The following is an 18,066-nucleotide window of genomic DNA, read 5'->3' on the forward strand; positions in this document are numbered from 1 at the left end:
GGAACTCCGCGTCCGAATGCCTAACATTTGATCGGTAGGTAGGCGGCTCCTGCATCACGAGGACCAACGTTATCGATCAACGCTGTTGGCGATGGAGGCTGGATTGACCAGTGCGGTGGCGGAGCGGCATGGTCCGCTCGATGACATGATCAACGCGATCGGTACCGCGGCGTTTCCCGAGCGCTTCGCATGGGGATTGCGTGAGATGTGTGGCGCGGAATTCGCGTTCATCTTTCGTCTCTTTGAAACACGGCCGGTGGAGTTTGCATCGGTCGATTGCGAAGGCACGCATCGAGTAGAGCACATCCGCGATGTCTACCTTGGAAATAGATGCTGGGAAGTCGACGATGGGATCAGTGCACTCGATACAGAGAACGCAACGTGCTTTCCGATGCTGAAGACGGATATCAAGCTATCGACATCGGGACGATTGCGTCAAACACTCTATGACCAGTTGAACATCCGGGACCGCGTATTGATGTGCACGCAGTTCGAGGGAAATCCGCTCGTCTTGAGTATCACGCGTTCCGAACAGCATGGTCCATTTGAAAAGCGTCAGGTAGACAAACTGGCGGTACATTCAGCGACGATCCTCTCGATTGTCGCCAAGCATTGCGACATCGCGATGCGCGCGCGCCGTCTGCCGGGCCTGCTAACTGAATTGCCAGCGATAGAGCAACGAGTTTTGGCGGCAGCGTACTCGCTGACTGCGCGGGAAGTGCAGGTGTGCGCCCGGTATCTTTATGGTGTGTCGACGGCCGGCATTGCGTCCGACCTTGGGATCGGTACCGAGACGGTCAATACATACCGGAAGCGCCTGTACGAACGGCTCGCCATCGGCAGCCATCGCGAATTGCTGCTGTGGTATCTTGGATTATGCGGGCAGCTACAGTAACGTGATATATCGCGCCTCTCTTCAGGCGATGTCTAAAAAGTTGCTATCGTAGGATGCCGGACCGGGAAGAGAGATCGGCGCCTCAATGATCGGCTCGTCGCCTATTTGACATAAACCTAATTAACGCATTTTAATTAGTTATCCTATACGAACGATCCACATACACAGGTCGAAGGCTCAGCGTCTACCGACCGCAGCCAATTGGTACGCGCACCGTAAGTGACAGGTCGCACTTTTGAGCAACGATTCAAACATTACATTCGGCTCTTTGCTCTAATCAAAGTTGCACGGCGTTACTTTGTCGGGCGGAACGTTACCAGCGTGCGCTCGAATGCGCCCAACCAACTGGAGATCGGGACGCTCGTACCCATAGCAATACGGGTGCGCGGGCACAACTTCAGGGTGATAGCTTTCCAGCACCGCTCGCGCATCGCCGAGATACAGGTTGTCGCGCACAGCGAGAAACGCCCGATAGTCCTGCGAATACTGATACTTCGCACGTGTGCGCTCGTAGCTCTTACGATCCGACTCGCCGTTAACCAGCGTGCTTCTCGCGGGCGCACCGGCGATATATGAGCAATAGCTCGCGTTCACGCCTTCCACGGTCGGGAAGAACGGCGGCTCAGTGCAGGCCCGCTGCGACTTGTTGATGAAGACATTGCCTTCCACCGTGGCCTTCGCTTCGAGGCTGAAGCTCATGCCGTAGAAGTCCCAGTTCTCCAGCAAATTGTTGTATAGGTGAAATGTGCCGAACTGCGCGCGCGGATTGCGCTGCGCCGTGTCGATGAACCAGTTGTGATGCAGCGTGACGCGCGCGATCACATCGCGGTCGTAGTTCTTGAACAGATTGTCCGACGTGATGTTGTTGAGCAGCATCACCTTGTCGTCGTCATGGAACTTGACCCACGAGACGGTGACATCGGTCGAGCCGTTCTTCACGTTCAGCAGCCGGTCGGCGAAGCGTGACAAATCCAGATGGTCGATCCACACATTGCGCGAGCCGTTCGCGACATTGATCGCCTGCGAGAAAGTGCGTAGACGTCCGTCGATGGTCAGATGCGTGACGATTACGTTCTCGGCGCCGTAGATGCCGAGGCCGTAGTCGAGCAACTTCACCGCGTGATCGCGGCCATCGATCGTCACATTGGACGGCACGCGAATCTGCGATTCGAGCGCGATCGTCATGTCCGATGCGAAGCGGATCCACGTCGGCCGCCTTTTCACCTCGCGCAACGCGTCGCGCAGGGTGCCGGGACCGGCATCTTCCGCCGATGTCACCACGACGACCTGCCCGCCCGCGCCGCCCGTTGCCGCGCGGCCGTAGCCCTCGCGCTGGCTCAGGAGCGACGACACCGTCGGGCACGACGCATTCGCCGTGCGGCAGTCTTCGGCGGCGTGAGCGGGCAGGCTCATCAGCGTCGACAGCAAGCCTGCCGTACAGATCGAGCGGGCCACGATGCGCCCGCTAGGAAAACCCCGCATGAACGTTGCGCTCATCATGCGCCTTTAGCCGGCTGCGCGCTGTGCTTCGCTGCGCAGGAAGTTCAGATACCACGGCAGCGCTTCGGCCATGCCGGCGCGCAGATCGAAGAGCGGCGCATACGACAGTTGCGCGCACGCCTTCGAGACATCGGCTTGCGAATGACGCACGTCCCCCGCGCGGAAGTCGCGATACGCCGGGCCCTTTTCATAAGTGACGCCAAGTCCCGCGAGACCGTCGCGGATCACGTAAAAGAGATCGTTGAGCGTGGTGCGCCCGCCGACCGCCACGTTATAGACCTCGCTCGCCGTGAGCTCCTTGCTGAGCGCGGCGCGCAGGTTCGCCTGCACGACGTTGCCGACGAAGCAGAAATCGCGGCTCGTCTCGCCGTCGCCGTTGATGTGAACGTCGTCGTTGGCGAGCATCGCGGCGATCCATTTCGGGATCACGGCGGCATACGCGCCATCCGGGTCCTGACGCGGACCGAACACGTTGAAGTAGCGCAGCCCGACCGACGCGAATCCATACGTGCGCGCATACACGCCGGCATAGATTTCGTTGACGAGCTTGGTCACCGCATAGGGCGACAGCGGATTGCCGATGCGCTCTTCGCGCTTCGGCAGGTTCGGCTCGTCCCCGTAAGTAGAGCTTGACGCCGCGTAGACGAAACGCTGCACGCCCGCGCGGCGCGCCGCATCGAGCATGTTGAGGAAGCCCGACGTATTCACGTCGTTCGTCGTGATCGGGTCTTTCACCGAGCGCGGCACGGAGCCGAGCGCGGCCTGATGCAGCACGTAATCGATGTCATCGACCGTGCGTTCGCAATCGCTCATCTCGCGAATGTCGGCGCGTTGGAACGAGAAGCGCGACCAACGGTCCGCGCCCACGCGCTTTTCGACCTCGTCCAGATTGCGCGGATGCCCAGACGCGAAGTTATCCATGCCGCGCACGTCCTGCCCGAGTAACAGCAGCGATTCGACCAGATTCGAGCCAATGAAACCCGCCGCGCCCGTCACTAGCCAGCGAAAGCGGTTGGCGAGCAGGAATTGGCACAGGCTCGCCTGGGTCTCGTCCCGCATCCAGCCGGGGACGTTCGATTCATTTGCAAAGAGTTCTGCTTTCACGTTCAATCAAACCGTTTCGTCGATGTTTTCAGTGATGTCGCCGCACCTGTGCTTCGATTCTGACGCTGCCGGCGCGGGCGGCACCCGCCTGCTTGCCGGCGTCCGAGCGGTCGACGCTCGTGACATGGCGCCAGATGCCGCCGCTCAGCCGCAGGTTTTCCGGCGGCCCCGCGATGTGATCGCGCAGATGCCCGAAGTACGCGGCTTGCCAACGCAGCGCGAACGCTTCGACATCTTCGCCAAGTTCGGGATTGGGCAGCATTTCGAACGTGTGCACGATCTCGCCCTTCTGCCAGCGCGGCGCATAGAAGAGCGACGGCAGGCCGAGACGATACGCGGCCCGCGATGCGAAGCTCGAATACGTGACTTCCTGGCCCTCGAACATCACACGCGGCGCGGACGGATTCGGCGCGCCTTCGACCGCGAGACACACCGCGTAGCCGGACTGGAGCGCGCGCAGGCATTCCTTCGCCACTTGCACTTCGGTCTGATCGGCGGTGGAGATCAGCGCCGACGCATAACTCGCGCGCGTCACGCTCGGCGTCGTCGACAGCCATCGCGACGGAATGCCGAGCAGTTCGAGCGTCATCAGGCCGGCGTACATCGGGCCGACGTGGGCCGTCGCGATCACGAAGCCCTTGCCGGTGGCGAGCAGCGGCGCGAAGAACGCTTCGGCCACGTCGAGATTGCCTAGCAGCGACATCGCCTCTTCGATCTGCGATTCGCGGCACTCCAGCCATTCCAGCAACAGATAGTCGACGAGATAGCCCCAGCGCGCCGCGCGTTCCCACTCCGCGCGATCGATATGGGCGGTGTCGCGTCTCATCGACCATGCCCAGTCGAGCCGCGCCTGCGTGATCGGCGTGGAGTCGATTTTCTGGTCGAGCTGCCGGAGCGCTTCGGAGAAGGTCGCGGGCAGCACGTCGGCGCGCTTTTGCAGATAGCTTTCATACAGCGTCGAGGCTTCGTCCTTGCGTCCCGTCTGCGACAGCGCCGCGACCGCCGCGCGCTGGAAGCGCAGGCGTTCGGGCTGCTGGCGCACGAGCGTCAGCAGTTCCTCGGCGGCGTCGCCGTGACGACCTGCGTAGCGCATCGCCCGCGCCAGCATCGCGCGCATGTGCTCCATCTCGGGCGCGAGCTCGCAGGCCTTCTTCAGCGGCTCGATCGACTCCGCGTATTGACCCGCGCGCAGCAAGGCTTCGCCATACGCCGACACCAGCCGCAGATCCTTCGGCGCGAGTTCCACGCCGCGCGCGAAGTGATTCAGCGCGTGCACGGTGCGGTCGTCGTGATGACCGCGCGCGAGGTACGCCTGTCCGATGACCGCGCGCAGCGCCGCGCCCTCGTGGCCCGCCGCAAGCGCGTACTCGCCCGCGGCGATGGCCGCGTCGATGCGCTTGTCCGCGAGCAGCGCCTGGACCGCCGCGGCCGCCGCCCGTTCGTTCGGCAGCACGGCGGCGTCGAGCGCCGAAGCCATCCGCGCCGCGAGCGCGCCGTCGCCGTTGCGGATCAGCGCAGTCAGCCAGAAGTGGGCGTTGGCGTCGCCGGCTTCGATCGTATCGAGCGTCGCGCGGGCGATGCGAGCCGCCTCCGCGACCTGCGACGCCTGGAGCCGCAACTGGATGCGCGAAGCCAGAAGGCCCGTGTCGTGCGGATCGATGCGCGATGCGGCATCGGCCTGTTCGATGGCTTCGTCCCAGCGCTTCAGACGGCCGAGCACGCTCGCCAGCAGGCGCCGGTCATCAACGAGATTCGGCCACGCTTGCACCAGCACGCGCAGGGCGGCGGCGGCGGGCGCGAGCGCGCCGTCGCGCACGAACGGCGTCACGACGATGCGGCGCACGTCCATGCGCGCCGCGTTGTCGGTCACCATCGACGGATCGAGTTCGGCGATACCCGCGAGCGGATCGCTCTCCGAGCGAATGCGCGCGATGACCCGATACAGCGTGTCCTGCGCCGACGGCACCGCGCCCGTGCCGAGCGCGTCGCGCCAGGCGGCGAGGCCATCGTTCCAGTTACCGGCGCGCACCGCCTTGCGGCAGGCGTCGAAGGCCGGCGCGAGGTTCGTTGCGGGCGTCGCGATCTCAGCCATGACGGAACTCCTTGCCGAGCGCGCAGCCGAAGCGCACGGCCAGCGCGAGCACGAAGCCCGCCGCCAGCGCTTCGAGCAGCAGCACGAACGTATCCGGGCTCGACGGCCGGTCGCCCGGCAGCGGCTTCGCAATCACGCTCAGATAGCGCTGCAGCCGCAGCGTATCGGTGAAGGCCTGCTGATAGCTTTGCTGCGCCGCGGTCAGCGCGGAATCCGCGAAGGTCTGCGCGTTGCGCAGCTCTTCGTATTCGCGCAACTGCGTCGCTTCGGTGTTGCCCGCGCCGCTCAGACGGCGGCGCGTATCGGCGAGGCGCTTTTCGAGCGTCGTCACGAGCGTTTGCGCGGGGCGCAGCATCGGGTGATCCGGATTGCCGACCGCGCGAATCTTGTCGAGATTGATCTGCGCGCCGTTCAGCTCGCCTTCGATCTGTCCGACGAGCGTGAGCAGCATGGTCGCGTCGGCGTTGGGGTCCATGTTGCCGTGCTGGACGCGCCACCTGGTCAGCGAAGCGCGCGCGGCGCGCGCATCGTTTTCGGCGAGCGACACCGCCTGACGGCTCACCTTCAGCGCATCGCTCACGCCCTTCTCGTCCATGCGATTGACGAATTCCTGCGCGGCCTCGAGCAGCGCGCCGGAGATCACGGCGGCGTCGCGCGGCGAGAAGGCGCTGACCTTCATCACGTCGACCTGCTCCATCATGTTGTACGAGACGTTCACCGAGGCCTTGTAGGCGCGGTACAGCTCGTCTTCCGTCGCGTCAGGCGCGAGCCGCGCCGCCGGATCGAGGCCGGTGTGTGCGAGACGCTGGCGCAGCTTGATCTTGCGATCGACCTGCTGCATGCAGTCGCGCGAGTTCAGGAAGTCGCTGACCGCCCAGCCGTCGACGAAACCGCCCGCGAGACCGGAGCTGTCGCCCGTCGTGAGTAGCCCGCCCGCCGCGCCCGGAAATGCGGGCGGGCTGCTGCTGGAGCGCACGGAGAAGCGCGCGTCGGCCGAATAGCGCGGCACCGCGATGAAATTTGCGTAGACGGCGGCGATCACGACCGGCGCGAGAATCACGCCGAGCGTGATCCAGCGGCTGCGGCGGCGCTCGCGCTGCGCGGCGGCGCGCGCCCGGGCGCGCACGTCGATCGCCGACTCGGTATCAGAGCCCGAACTGTCCGCCTGAGAAGGCGTCGGCCGGGAGCTCTTCTCCTGTGTCTGCGGATTCGCTTCTGGAACGCCGCGTAGGATATCGGCGGATGCACTCGTCGAGGTCTTCCTCGATTCGAAGGCCACTTCGCTCATAAACCAAACCTTTGGTGCAGTAGTCCGCCAGCTGATTCTGGCGGTAAGTGGAAAGTATCAACGTCCGGCCCACGAGACGCTCTTCGAACAGCGCGAGCCAAAGGCGCGTGAAACGGCACGGCTCGAACGGAATCGCGCCGTCGATCACATAGACGTCGAATGCCGGCGCGAGCGCCAGCGCAAAGGAAAACTCCTGCCGCGTGTAGAGCGGCCAATGCTCCATCGGCCGCGCCAGATGCTCCGGCGTCGTCAGCAGATCCGCGACGAGCTCGATGGTCGCCTTCGCATCGAGCTCATAGAGCGACGACACGAAGTGGATCATGTGCAGCCCGCTCGCCTTGCCGCGGATGAAGCCCTGACGGCCGAGCGGCCACGACACGAGGCCGTGATGCTTCACGAAGCCCTCGCGCGGCGGACGCAGGCCCGCGAGCACGTCGATCACGCTGCGATGCAGTTCGGGCGTACGCGACAGCAGCGCAAAGCGTCCCTGCGGCAGATCGAGATCGGCGTGGCTGAACAGCGACAGATGCGAGCCGAAGACCTTCGGCGAATCGGTGACGTCGATGAGACTGATCATGGCGCTCACATGGGCTGTACGCGGCTACGGGCGAGGCGTTCGCAGGCAAGCGCGACGACCATCAGCAACACGAGCGACGTCAGGTAATAGGGCAGGCTCGCGTCCGTCGACTTGTAGCTCTCGAAGTATGACGAGCGCAAAAGCTGCATGCCATGCGCGAACGGCGACCACAGAAAGTACGCGCGAAACTGCTCGGGCAACTGCTCCGAAACGAAGAACACGCCGCTGAACACTTCGAGAAAACGCTCGATCACGGCGGCGAGCCGCAGAAAGAAATGCCAGCTCGTCGCGATCGTGCCGAACAGGAGGCCCATCGCGGTGCCGCCGATCGCCATCGACACGACATAGCAGACGAAGGTCGGCCAGCTCGCGGGCAGGCTCACGAAGTCGTAGCGATAGCCGATGCCGATCAGAATCACGAAGACCAGCAGATAGATGACGAGATAGATCGTCGCCTGCACGATGACGTTCAAAAGCGGCGTGACGCTCGGCAGATTCAGCAGTCCGCGCGCTGAGACATACGCCGTGCTGCTGCGGAAGATGATCTGGCGGAACATGATCCAGGTCGTCGCGCCGAGCAGCGAAAACGTCGGCACGTCCATGCCGAGGATGAAGTGCGTGCCCGTCAGGAAATACAGCGACGAGATCAGCGCGAGCAGCACGGCGGGTCCGCACAGCGCCCACACGAGCGCAAAGCGGCTTTCGCCGTGGATCGTATGCAGTTGCAGGATCAGAAGCGGCAGCAGCGCGGACAGCTTCGAACGCTCGGTGTCCTGCGCGACGGCGCGCTGGCGCGCGTGCAGCATCGCGATGCGCCGGCTCAGCGTGGCGACGTCGGCGGCTTCGTCGGGCGCGAGCTCGACTTCGAAAGCGGTGTCCTGACGCGATGCGAGACGGCGTGCCTCGCGCGCCTGTTCGTCGCGGCGGCGTTGCGCGCGCACTCCGAAGGCGGACGCGAGACGCGCTTCGTGCGCCGCCAGCGTCGCGGGCGCGTAACCGGCGGCAAAGACATCGACGCCCGCGCGGATATCGTCTTCTAGGAGACGGATGGTGGTGCGCTGGGTGCGGCGGCGGAAGTCGGCGGTCTCTTCGTCAAGCTGATCGACGGCCGCTTCGTCGTCGAGTTGCGCGCTCACGGCCTCGTAAGCGGCGCGGCGGTCGGCGACCGTCTGACGCGGCAGACCGCGCAGCGCGGCGAGCATGCGCGCGAGCAGCGTCGCCGGACGCGCGCCGTCATGGGCGGCCGTGGTTTCCGGCTGCGCTTCCTGCGGCTCCGGCACGAAAGCGCGCATGTGCGCATGAAAAGCCACCGCGCCGACGGCTTCCGCCGGCGCCGCTTGCTTGCCTTCGACGGCGTCGACGAGTTTAGCGTCGATCTGCTCCGCCGCCGGATCGGGCCGGTCGAACCCGCCCGCGCCGATGGCGTTGCCCGCCGCCTGACGCGCGCGCCACTTCGAGATGCGATCGTTGTTGGTCATCGCGGCCGCGCTAGTTGGACAGCGCGCTGACCGAACGCGCGGTGCCGAGCGTCGCGCTGAAGGTCGACAGCAACTTCTGCACTTGCGTGAACGGCGCGTCGGAGATCAGGATCGCGTCGCCGTCGCGCACGACGAACTCGCCCGCCAGCACGATCTGGCCCGGCTGCGTGAAGTCGAACTGATAAACCTGCGGACGCGTATCGGCAGGCTCAACGTTCTCCGGCAACGCCGGACGGCGCAGCAGATAGACCGCGCGCGGGTTCGCAAGCGAATCGTTCAGGCCGCGCGAGTCGCCGAGCGCATCGAGCACGCTGTAATTGCGCTTGGACAGCTTGACGCGCCCTTGCACGCCCGCCGCGCCCAGCACCGTCAGGCGCTCGACGACATCGTTCACGACGATCGAGTCGCCCGGGCGCAGCGCCACATCCTCGGCGGGATTGCTGTAGATGTCGGCAAGCCGCACCGATCCCGCCACGCTGTTGCGCCGCACGGTGACCGAAAGCTGCTCCGGATTGGTCTGGTTCGGCGCGGCGAGTCCGAGCACACCGCTCAGACGTTCGGTGTCCTGGCCGAGCGGATAGACGCCCGGCTTCTTCAGATCGCCCTGCACGGTGATGGTTTGTCCGCGGCGCGGCGTCGCCTGCACGCTCACATCCGCACCAACGACGAGCCGGCTGACGCGCCGCATGATGGCGTCGCGCACTTGCGCGGGCGTCAGCCCCTGCGCCCGTACCTTGCCGATGTACGGCAGATGGATATCGCCGGCGCGATCGACGATCTGCTCGCCCAGATTCGACGAACCTTGATCGCCCGCGGCGAAGAGGCCGAGCCCGCCGTGCTCCCACAGCGTGACCTGGACGCCGTCGCCCGGCGCGAGACGCTCGTACTCGAACGGCGCGGCGCCGAGGAACTCGGCGGGGAAGCTCGCGCGGCCCGGCCCGCGGCTCGCGCGCGCGAGTTCCTCGGTCACCGGCACGAGCACGATGCTGCTGTTGTCCCGCGCGGCATCGACTTCGCTGCGCAGCGGCCCGCTGCGCGGCAGGCCGCAGCCTTGCAGCGCGAGCGCGCCGGATACAGCCAGGAGGAGCGCGGCCGCGCGGGTAGATGACGGTAGCCAGCGGGCGAACCGGTCGCGCCGGAGGTCAGTCGACTTCATGTTTCGTCTTCAAGAACAGTGAGAGACAAGCGTCTCTGAATATCGGTGGATCGCGTCAGGCCGGCAGCGGCTTTTCGGCGAGGTCGTGGTAATCGGCTTCGTCGGCGGCGACGATCTCGACGGGCGCGCAGAGCGCGGAGAACCGTTCGATCATCGCGTCCACCGAAAACAGCATGCGAGCGCGATGGCGCGCGTGCTCGCGCAGGGCGTCGTCCGCCTGGAATCCGTCGATGAGCACGGCGAGCTTGTCGCAAGCCGCGTTTAAATCGGGCTGCTCGGCGCAGTCGAGCAGATGCCCCGTCACGCCATCGACGAAGCATTCGCCCGCGCCGCCCGCGGGCGTCGACAAGGTCGCGATGCCGAGCAATTGCGCTTCGATCAGCACGTTCGGCAAGCCTTCGTAGCGCGACAGCAGCACCTTCGCGTCCATCTTCGAGTACCAGAAGCCGACGTGCGACGACAGGCCCACGAACAAGAGGCGCTGCGCGACACCCAGCTCGGCCGCGAGCTCCACGGCCTTGTCCTGAAGCCGCCCGTCGCCGACGATCATGAAGCGCGCGTGCGGACGGCGCTTCAGATAGCGCGCGGCCAGCTTGATGAACAGCAGCGGACGCTTGTCCGGCTCGAAACGGAACACGCCGCCGATGGTTTCGGTCGCGTCCGGCGTCGCTTCGGCGAACGCTTGCCAGCGGGCCTGCTCGTCGCCGGGCGCATGCGTGTCGAGATCCGGCACGCCGTTGTAGAGAATCTGGAAGCGCGTGAGCGGCAGATCGAGCCAGCGCGCGTACTCCTCGGCGGCCGTGCGGCTGTTGCTGACGAACTGGACGCCCGGCACCTGCGCGAGCGCGCGGTACAGCACTTCGTACTCGGGGCGGTCGCGTTCCTTGCGGATGCTCGGCGGCAAACCGCGAAACGTCAGATGAATGACGGGCACGCCCGCGAGCAGCGCGGCGAGCGCGCCGAACAGGCAGGTGCCGTCCTGCCAAAGGCTGACGACGTCGAAGCCACGCTCGCGCAGGCGCGGCGCGAGGCGCGTCACGCCGTAGTGAACCGGCGCGGGCAGCATTTCAAGCAGATGGCGCAGATCGGGGTCATCGACCGGCTGATGGCTCACCGCCACGGCGGGCAGCGCATTGATCTCCGTGAGCGGCACGCCCGCTTCGTGCAGGTTGCCGGCGAAGAAGTCCATGCGATGCTTGCCCGTGCCGCCCTGATCCGTGTATTGCTTCACGAGCACTTCGACCGCCTTCGGCCGCGTGATCGCCACGTCTTCGGGGCCGCGCTCCGCGTCCGCCGACAGCTTCGACAACCTTTGCAGATTGCACGCGAGCCGCGTCAGTTGCCGCTCCGCGCCGCCGGGTCCGAGACTGCCCGTGAGCAGCGCGATCGACGGCGCGCTCTGCGCATCGGGCTCGACGATCACGCGATCGCGGAATGCGAGAATCGCGTGCTTCATCGACACGATCTTGATGTCGCGGCCCGCGAGCCCGTCTTCCGACTCGAAGCGCCGGAAGAACGCATAGTCTTTCGCGAGCGATGCGGCGAGCTGGCCCGCCTTCGTTTCCGGCGCGAGCGTCGCGGCCACGGGCGCAAGCGTCTCGACGGCATCCGCGAGCAGGCCGCGCTTCGCGAGGCGCTTCGCGAACGCAACGCGCAATTCACGGCGGCCATGCAGCTCGATCAGCTTCCGATAGAGCGCATCGGACGGGGCGAAGGCGCGGATATCCGCGAGGAGTTCGGCGCGCGCGAGACCCGCGCGGTGATCGCCGAGCGTTTCGGGCATGTACTGATCGATGAGCGCGAGCGCCTCGGCGTCGCGATGCTCCCTAACGAGATGGGTCGCGCAATAACGCACGATGCGCAGATTGTCCGGCTGCTCGGGCAGCAGTTCGGACCATTGCTCGAACATCTGCACCGTATGACCGGCCGCCTCCTTCAACTGAAGCAGCATGAAGCGCACGGTCCAGTCGCCGAGATGACCGGCCGCGAGCTGCTCCGCCTGCACGAGCGCTTTCCGCGCGGCCTGAACGGCGCTCGCGTGCGCGACCAGATGCGCGAGCCCATCGCGCACCGACTGGAGCGCGTCGTTGGTCACCGCGTCCGCGTTCATCCCCGGCTCATCCGTCGAATAGCCGACGACAGCCAGGTTCTGCTCGTTGTTTTTTTCTTTCATCGATGAGCTTGAGGTCGTAAGGAGTACAGACAAGTAACGCGCGTTGCACATGAGTACGATCGATCGGTACCCGCGGGTCTGGGTCAGTCGGACGGAACGAGCGTTCTAGGCGCGGCTCTGGCCGGACGGTTCGCTCGCGCGATGAGCGTCTCGCATCGTTTGATGTTGCTTTCGATGTAATCAGCGTTCTCGGACGACCGGCGCAGCGCCTGCCAGCGAGGCAAGGCCTCGGTGTAGCGTTGCAGGCGCATCGCGGCGACGGCGGCGGCTTTGAGCGCCACCTGGTCGCCGGGTGCGAGACCGAGGATGGTCCGGGCGATTGCGATGCGCGCACTCGCCTCGGACGAGTCGACCAACCGCAGTCTGGCGTGCAGAGACGAAAGGACGCGCTTGCGTTCGGACGCGACATCGATCTCGCCACCGATCAGGTCGAGCAACGCCCACGCCTCGCAGTGCGCTCCACGCGCATTCAGCTCACGTGCGGCACGCACGCATCGCGTCCTGACGATTCCGAGCTGGCGCAGCGCCTCGTTCTGCACGGCCTGATCGGCATGGCGGTCCGACGCGAGTTGCTCGAAGGCCTCAAGCGCTGCCTTATAGCAGTCGCTGCGCGCGGCCACGCGTGCGAGATAGAGACGCGCGGAAATCGGAGCACCGGGCTGATCCGCCGCACGCCGCAGATAATTTACCGCCGCGTTCACGTCACCGAGCGCTTCCGCGGCCCGACCGCGATACATGTCCATTTCCGGGAAAGACAAACGCGCCTCGGCAACGCTGTCGACCAGGTCCGCCAGCCACTGGTGGTTGCGCTCGTTAAATGCAGCGCGGACATCTTTCTGCAAGCGCTTTTCGAGCGTCCATTCCGCGCGCATGGCCGGCCTGTTCGTCGGATCGAGCAGACAACTCGCCCCGATGCGATCGACCGCGACGAGCAAGTCGTTACGCTCGAGCGCCCGTTCGGCATCCAGGAGCCACTGCGGCATCTGTGTTGCGATCCATTGCGCGACTTCCGCGTTGCGGTTGTCCGCGTCCTGTGCCTCGATCAACCCCGCCGCCGCCAGCGCGAAGCCTTCGCTCGAAGCAAGGCTTGCGAGCGAAAGAAGCAGTTGATCGTCGAGATCAGGTGCGTTGCCGGCAAGCGCACGCAACGCGGACCGGTTGCCAGACGCAACACCGAGCTTCCATTGCACGGCGTAGCTCGGCGCGTGAGACGGCAACGCGTCTCGTACTTCGTTCGCCCATTCACCAACGGCTTCCTCATCGCCCGAGGCTTCGAGAAGTTCGAGCACCGCGCTCGCGGCCTCGACGCTGTCCTGCGAGAGACGGAAAAAACGCTTCCAGTTGACGATCGCGGTTTCACGCTCCTCGATCCGCGTCGCCGACAGCGCGCAGATACGCAGGATTTCCGCAGTCTCGTGTTCACCGCGCAGCAGGCCGGCGGCGATGCCGTAGGCTTGCGCATAACGCCCGAGCTCAAAATTGCATCGCATCAATATTTCGTCGGCCTGCTCGGTCGTTCCGCTTTCACTTCTCGACCTTTCCGCATGTGCGATGGCGCTTTCGTAATCGCCCAACTCCGACTGCATGCGCGCGAGCAGCATGCGATGCCCGGCTTGCGCCGGATTCGCGCGCAAGACCGCGTGCACGCGACGCGATGCGCCGCAAAGATCGCCTGCGCTCCATGCCGCTTCGATGGCCGTGACCGGATCGACGCGCGAGCGTATCGGTAATGGGGCCGACGGACCGATGCGCTGGATGAGGTAATTCACATACCAGTCATCGAAAAGCCGCTCTGAGAATTCCGGCGTGTAATGCGTCAGGTCGCGCCCGCCTTGTTCCAGCGCATTTGCCTGCCCGAGTTCCAACATCGCCAAGGTAGGATCGTAGCAACGTACGCCAAGGCGCTCCGTGCGCGACTTCACCAATTCAATCAGTTCATGCCGCTGCTCGATCAGGTTGCCGTCGGGCGTCCTCGCATCGACATGCGTGACGAATACGAGCTTATCTTTGCCGACGATCTCGGCGATCTCGCCCATCTCGCGCTCGACTTCCGCATCCGGCTGCACGCGCCGGAAGATGCTCGCGAGCAGGTCGCGGTCATCGGCCGACAGACGGCGAAACACAGGATCCGTATCGAGCCACGCGCGGCGCTCTGCGTGCTGCTCGACCGACGCCATCGACCAGAACGTGCGCGCGCGGTTGCGGTCGGCGAAGAAATCGCCGAAATAGCGCCCCGTGTAGTTCGCCTGGATCGGGTATCCATCCGCCGTCAGCAACTTGCGCGACGACAGTTCGACCACGTACACATCCGCCGGAACATACGGCTTTTCCAGCTCGGCCGTGGACATGTCCGGCCGGAACGTCAGCCGCTGAATGTGAGCCGGCACGGATTGCGTGCCGAACATGAAGCGCAATTGCTGGAGCACTTCCGCGCTGGAGTGCACGAATCCATAGTTGCGCGACGTATGCGCCTCCACCGGATAACGCGGCACGCCCTTGCGGAGCGGACCGTGAATCCGGCATGTACCGATAGGCGCAATCAGCAGCTTTGAAACGGCCATGACAAGTTCTGATTAGAAGATCGAAAATGCTCGCTTACAGCGACCAGTACTGGATATCGGACTTGAGGCGGCTGCGATCCAGCCCGGACTTCAGATCGCACAGCACGCCGCCGTCGTTGATCATGTGCGGCAGATCGGTCCAGATGCTGTCCATGATGTCGCGATGCGGCACCGCCAGAATCAGCACGTCCAGATTGACGAGTTCCGACTTCTCGACGAGCTCGATGCCGTACTCGTGCTCCATCTGCGCCTTGTCGGCCATCGGGTCGTAGGCGAGCGGCGCGATGCCGAAACGCTCTAGACCGCGATACAGATCGACGACCTTCGAGTTGCGGATATCTGGCACGTTCTCTTTGAACGTCATGCCGAGCACGCCCACGCGGGTCGTCGGCGAAAGACGGTGGCTCTGCGCGAGAATCTGCACGAGACGTGACGCGACGTGATCGGCCATGCCGTCGTTGATGCGCCGGCCGGCGAGGATCACTTCGGGGTGGTAACCGAGTTCCTGCGCCTTCGAAGTCAGATAGTATGGATCGACGCCGATGCAATGACCGCCGACGAGACCCGGCGTGAAGCGCAGGAAGTTCCACTTCGTGCCCGCCGCCGCCAACACTTCCGAAGTCGAGATGCCGACCAGATCGCAGATCTTCGACATTTCGTTCATCAGCGCGATGTTGATGTCGCGCTGCGTGTTCTCCAGCACCTTCGCGGCTTCGGCGACCTTGATCGACGACGCGCGATGCACGCCCGCCTCGATGATCTGGCTGTACACGTCGGCGATGATCTCGGACGATTCGTCGTCCTGACCCGACACGATCTTCACGATCTTTTCGAGCGGATGCTCGCGGTCGCCCGGATTGATACGCTCGGGGCTATAGCCAAGCTTGAAGTCGATGCCGCAACGCAGGCCCGACACTCTTTCGAGCTCGGGACCGCAGATTTCCTCGGTCGCGCCCGGATGAACGGTCGACTCGAACACGACGATGCTGCCCGCGCGAAGCACTGGTCCGATCGTCTGGCACGCGCGCACCAGCAGCGAGAAATCCGGGCTGCACTTTTCGTCGACGGGAGTCGGCACGGCAACCACGAAGAAATTGCAGTCGGAGAGATCCGCTGCCTGATCGGTGAAGCGCATCGTCGACGCGCTCAACACCTCTGATTCGATTTCGCCGGTCCAGTCTTCCCCGCTGCGAAGAGACTCGATACGACGGCTATCCACGTCGAAACCAATTACGTCGAAACGGCGCGCAAATGCCACAGCAACCGGCAGGCCCACATAACCCAAGCCACACACGGCAATCTTATCGATAACCAAGAGAACCCTCGAATCGCCTTAAGCGGGTTTAACCGCTTCAATTTTCTGACGTGCCGGCTTGTCGCTATCGCGGAAATGGAAAAGAGATCAAGCGGAACGTCCCCGGAAATAGTCCGCTCAACATAACTTCAGGAAGCTCGTCTTACGCATGGCCACGTTATATTCGACCGACTATAGGCGTAGATAGTAACTGAATACTTAAAAATCGGCCAAACTTTCTTACAGAACTGTGAGCGCGTTTCAAAATTGCGACGGTAAGGTTTTCCGGACGATATATACGTGCGCGCTTTGCACGCGCCGCAGACTTTGAGAGGGCCTTGCCTAAAGTATGATTTCGGCCGAACGGCCCATGCGGCGCAATGAATAGGCCCAGTCGGGATTGGCCTTCAGACCTTGCCGATAGAGGTTATGGACGGCATCCACCAGTGCGCCGTTGCGGTTGAGCATTTCGTCGGCGTACTGGATCATCAGCAGGTTGGGCCACGCCTGCGGACGTTTGCGCAGCAGATGCGCGACGATGGTTTCCGCGTCGCAGTCGGGCAAGGCCTGCGCCCAGATCATCGTGGCCGCGGCGGTCGAGCGCGACGTTCCAGACAGGCAATGAATGAACAGGCGCACATCGGGCCCGGCGCAGGCGCGGCGCCCGAAAGCGAGAATGTCGGCCACGTGCTGACGCGTCGGCAACGAGCGTTCGTCACGCTGCTCGATGTCGTCGTAAAAGCGCAGCAAGAGCCAGCGGTCGGGCTGCCACGCCGTGAATTCGATCGGGTCCGCCCAGTCCGGATCGATCAGCGACAGTACGTGCGTGTGTCCGGCGGGATCGCTCAGCTTGCGCAATCCGCAAATGGTTGTTTCTTCGAGAAGGTGAAGCATATGCAAGGCAGTCCGGTCAGATTGTGCAGCGTGAATATCGTCGTTCGGGACTCGCGGGGGCGCACGCTGCTGCAGATGCGCGATAGCGCGGCAAAGAGCTCGCCGTTGCTGTGGGGTTTCTGGGGCGGCGCAGTCGATGCCGACGACGAGAGTGCGCATCATGCCGCAGCCCGCGAATTATGTGAAGAGTTGTGCGTTACCGCGCAGCCCGGCGACTTCGAGCCGATCGGCGAGCGCGTCGACAGCCGCGGACGCCTGGCCGCCCTCTTCCTCTATGGGCCCTTCTTGCGCTGGGAAGATATCCGCGTGAACGAGGGCGCGGGCGCTGCGTTCTTCTGGCGCGAAGAAATCGACCGGCTGTCCGTTTCCAACGCCGTCGCGTGGTATCTGGAACGCCATCCCCACATCTTTCCGGGCGTCGATCGCTGAATTTGCTGTCGCAAACAGGCACACTTCATAAGAATTTTCTTATCACGATGACAACAAGATGATACGATGCCGCTCGCAACGAGAATCCACCTGCAATATGAATAACGCCGGTGTGCGATTCACGCGGCTTTTGAAGTTTGCGTTGCCGGCCTTCTCATCGATGGAGAATCGGCTGCGGCGAAGCGAAGAAACGCTTTAAAAAGTAATGCGTCGATTCTTTTCCGTTATGCCTAAAGTTTTGCCAAAATATTCCGTTAACGTTTTCCGGACGAATCTGGTCATGGGAGCGATCCCTATAATGGACGGTATAATCGGTAATTAGCTCGTCATTCAAGAGCGTGCGATGGCACTTTCGTCGGTGCTTCGTTTTTCTTTTCGCCCGCGAGTGAGCATTCGACAAAGAAGCGCCCGGCCGAAATCGCCTGCCACGCCTGAACTTTCGATTTCCAAGGAAAAGCGCCATGTGCGGAATTGTCGGCGCGGTAGCGCAACGTAACATCGTCTCGGTGCTGGTCGAGGGTCTGCGCCGCCTCGAGTATCGCGGCTATGACTCGTGCGGCGTGGCCGTGCTGAGCCACGGCGAGCCGCGCCGCGCGCGCAGTGTCGCGCGTGTGTCCGATCTCGA

General features: G+C 63.9%; 13 protein-coding genes. 2 read left to right on the forward strand and 11 right to left on the reverse strand.

The genetic code is table 11. The features are described from left to right. Positions 1-103: 103 nt before the first annotated feature. Entirely contained in the window at positions 104-895 is a 792-nt protein-coding gene (locus tag AWB80_RS30450) for a helix-turn-helix transcriptional regulator (protein ID WP_160147484.1), read from the forward strand. Positions 896-1,168: 273 nt separating this feature from the next. Here the strand turns inward: AWB80_RS30450 and AWB80_RS30455 are convergent, their stop codons facing one another. The 11 genes from AWB80_RS30455 to AWB80_RS44110 all read right to left on the reverse strand — a co-directional run bounded on the left by AWB80_RS30455 (position 1,169) and on the right by AWB80_RS44110 (position 17,012). After that, on the reverse strand, positions 1,169-2,377 hold the full coding sequence (locus tag AWB80_RS30455; protein ID WP_425266901.1) for a pectate lyase family protein: 1,209 nt from the start codon (positions 2,375-2,377) through the stop codon (positions 1,169-1,171). 24 nt (positions 2,378-2,401) lie between these two features. Next, a complete protein-coding gene (locus tag AWB80_RS30460) occupies positions 2,402-3,454 on the reverse strand; it encodes an SDR family oxidoreductase (RefSeq protein WP_061178420.1) in 1,053 nt (350 codons plus the stop codon). A gap of 73 nt (positions 3,455-3,527) precedes the next feature. Continuing rightward, complete coding sequence (locus AWB80_RS30465) at positions 3,528-5,591, reverse strand: BTAD domain-containing putative transcriptional regulator (RefSeq protein ID WP_087131696.1); 2,064 nt, start codon at positions 5,589-5,591, stop codon at positions 3,528-3,530. Beyond that, complete coding sequence (locus AWB80_RS30470; RefSeq protein ID WP_244206811.1) at positions 5,584-6,717, reverse strand: KpsE/RkpR family capsule polysaccharide export protein; 1,134 nt, start codon at positions 6,715-6,717, stop codon at positions 5,584-5,586. Before AWB80_RS30470 ends, AWB80_RS30465 begins: the two co-directional genes overlap by 8 nt. Before the next feature lie 19 nt (positions 6,718-6,736). Next, positions 6,737-7,456: a P-loop NTPase family protein gene (locus AWB80_RS30475; protein ID WP_061178423.1), complete on the reverse strand. Its 720-nt coding sequence runs from the start codon at positions 7,454-7,456 to the stop codon at positions 6,737-6,739. A 5-nt stretch (positions 7,457-7,461) separates the two neighbouring features. Then, positions 7,462-8,934 carry an ABC transporter permease gene (locus AWB80_RS30480; RefSeq protein ID WP_061178403.1) on the reverse strand — a complete coding sequence of 491 codons (1,473 nt, stop codon included), beginning with the start codon at positions 8,932-8,934 and terminating at the stop codon, positions 7,462-7,464. Between the two features lie 10 nt (positions 8,935-8,944). Continuing rightward, a complete protein-coding gene (locus tag AWB80_RS30485) occupies positions 8,945-10,090 on the reverse strand; it encodes a polysaccharide biosynthesis/export family protein (protein WP_061178404.1) in 1,146 nt (381 codons plus the stop codon). A 55-nt stretch (positions 10,091-10,145) separates the two neighbouring features. After that, the gene (locus AWB80_RS30490) at positions 10,146-12,263 is read right to left on the reverse strand and encodes a glycosyltransferase (protein WP_244206813.1); all 2,118 of its coding nucleotides are present in this window, start codon (positions 12,261-12,263) and stop codon (positions 10,146-10,148) included. 83 nt (positions 12,264-12,346) lie between these two features. Continuing rightward, entirely contained in the window at positions 12,347-14,824 is a 2,478-nt protein-coding gene (locus tag AWB80_RS30495) for a hypothetical protein (RefSeq protein ID WP_061178405.1), read from the reverse strand. A 34-nt stretch (positions 14,825-14,858) separates the two neighbouring features. After that, on the reverse strand, positions 14,859-16,118 hold the full coding sequence (locus AWB80_RS30500) for a nucleotide sugar dehydrogenase (protein ID WP_061178425.1): 1,260 nt from the start codon (positions 16,116-16,118) through the stop codon (positions 14,859-14,861). A gap of 342 nt (positions 16,119-16,460) precedes the next feature. Further along, complete coding sequence (locus tag AWB80_RS44110; protein WP_061178406.1) at positions 16,461-17,012, reverse strand: tyrosine phosphatase family protein; 552 nt, start codon at positions 17,010-17,012, stop codon at positions 16,461-16,463. Between AWB80_RS44110 and AWB80_RS44115 the strand changes: the two genes are divergently transcribed. Further along, on the forward strand, positions 17,013-17,441 hold the full coding sequence (locus AWB80_RS44115; protein WP_061178407.1) for an NUDIX domain-containing protein: 429 nt from the start codon (positions 17,013-17,015) through the stop codon (positions 17,439-17,441). Positions 17,442-18,066 lie beyond the last annotated feature (625 nt).

Source organism: Caballeronia pedi, assembly GCF_001544915.2.
Classification (GTDB): Bacteria; Pseudomonadota; Gammaproteobacteria; order Burkholderiales; family Burkholderiaceae; genus Caballeronia; species Caballeronia pedi.

Bases quoted from the DNA above. Each gene is read 5' to 3' on its own strand.
- AWB80_RS44115 (WP_061178407.1), top strand. From the start codon at position 17,013: ATGCAAGGCAGTCCGGTCAGATTGTGCAGCGTGAATATCGTCGTTCGG.
- AWB80_RS30460 (WP_061178420.1), bottom strand. From the start codon at position 3,454: ATGCGGGACGAGACCCAGGCGAGCCTGTGCCAATTCCTGCTCGCCAAC.
- AWB80_RS30465 (WP_087131696.1), bottom strand. From the start codon at position 5,591: ATGGCTGAGATCGCGACGCCCGCAACGAACCTCGCGCCGGCCTTCGAC.
- AWB80_RS44110 (WP_061178406.1), bottom strand. From the start codon at position 17,012: ATGCTTCACCTTCTCGAAGAAACAACCATTTGCGGATTGCGCAAGCTG.
- AWB80_RS30455 (WP_425266901.1), bottom strand. From the start codon at position 2,377: ATGCGGGGTTTTCCTAGCGGGCGCATCGTGGCCCGCTCGATCTGTACG.
- AWB80_RS30485 (WP_061178404.1), bottom strand. From the start codon at position 10,090: ATGAAGTCGACTGACCTCCGGCGCGACCGGTTCGCCCGCTGGCTACCG.
- AWB80_RS30490 (WP_244206813.1), bottom strand. From the start codon at position 12,263: ATGAAAGAAAAAAACAACGAGCAGAACCTGGCTGTCGTCGGCTATTCG.
- AWB80_RS30480 (WP_061178403.1), bottom strand. From the start codon at position 8,934: ATGACCAACAACGATCGCATCTCGAAGTGGCGCGCGCGTCAGGCGGCG.
- AWB80_RS30495 (WP_061178405.1), bottom strand. From the start codon at position 14,824: ATGGCCGTTTCAAAGCTGCTGATTGCGCCTATCGGTACATGCCGGATT.
- AWB80_RS30475 (WP_061178423.1), bottom strand. From the start codon at position 7,456: ATGATCAGTCTCATCGACGTCACCGATTCGCCGAAGGTCTTCGGCTCG.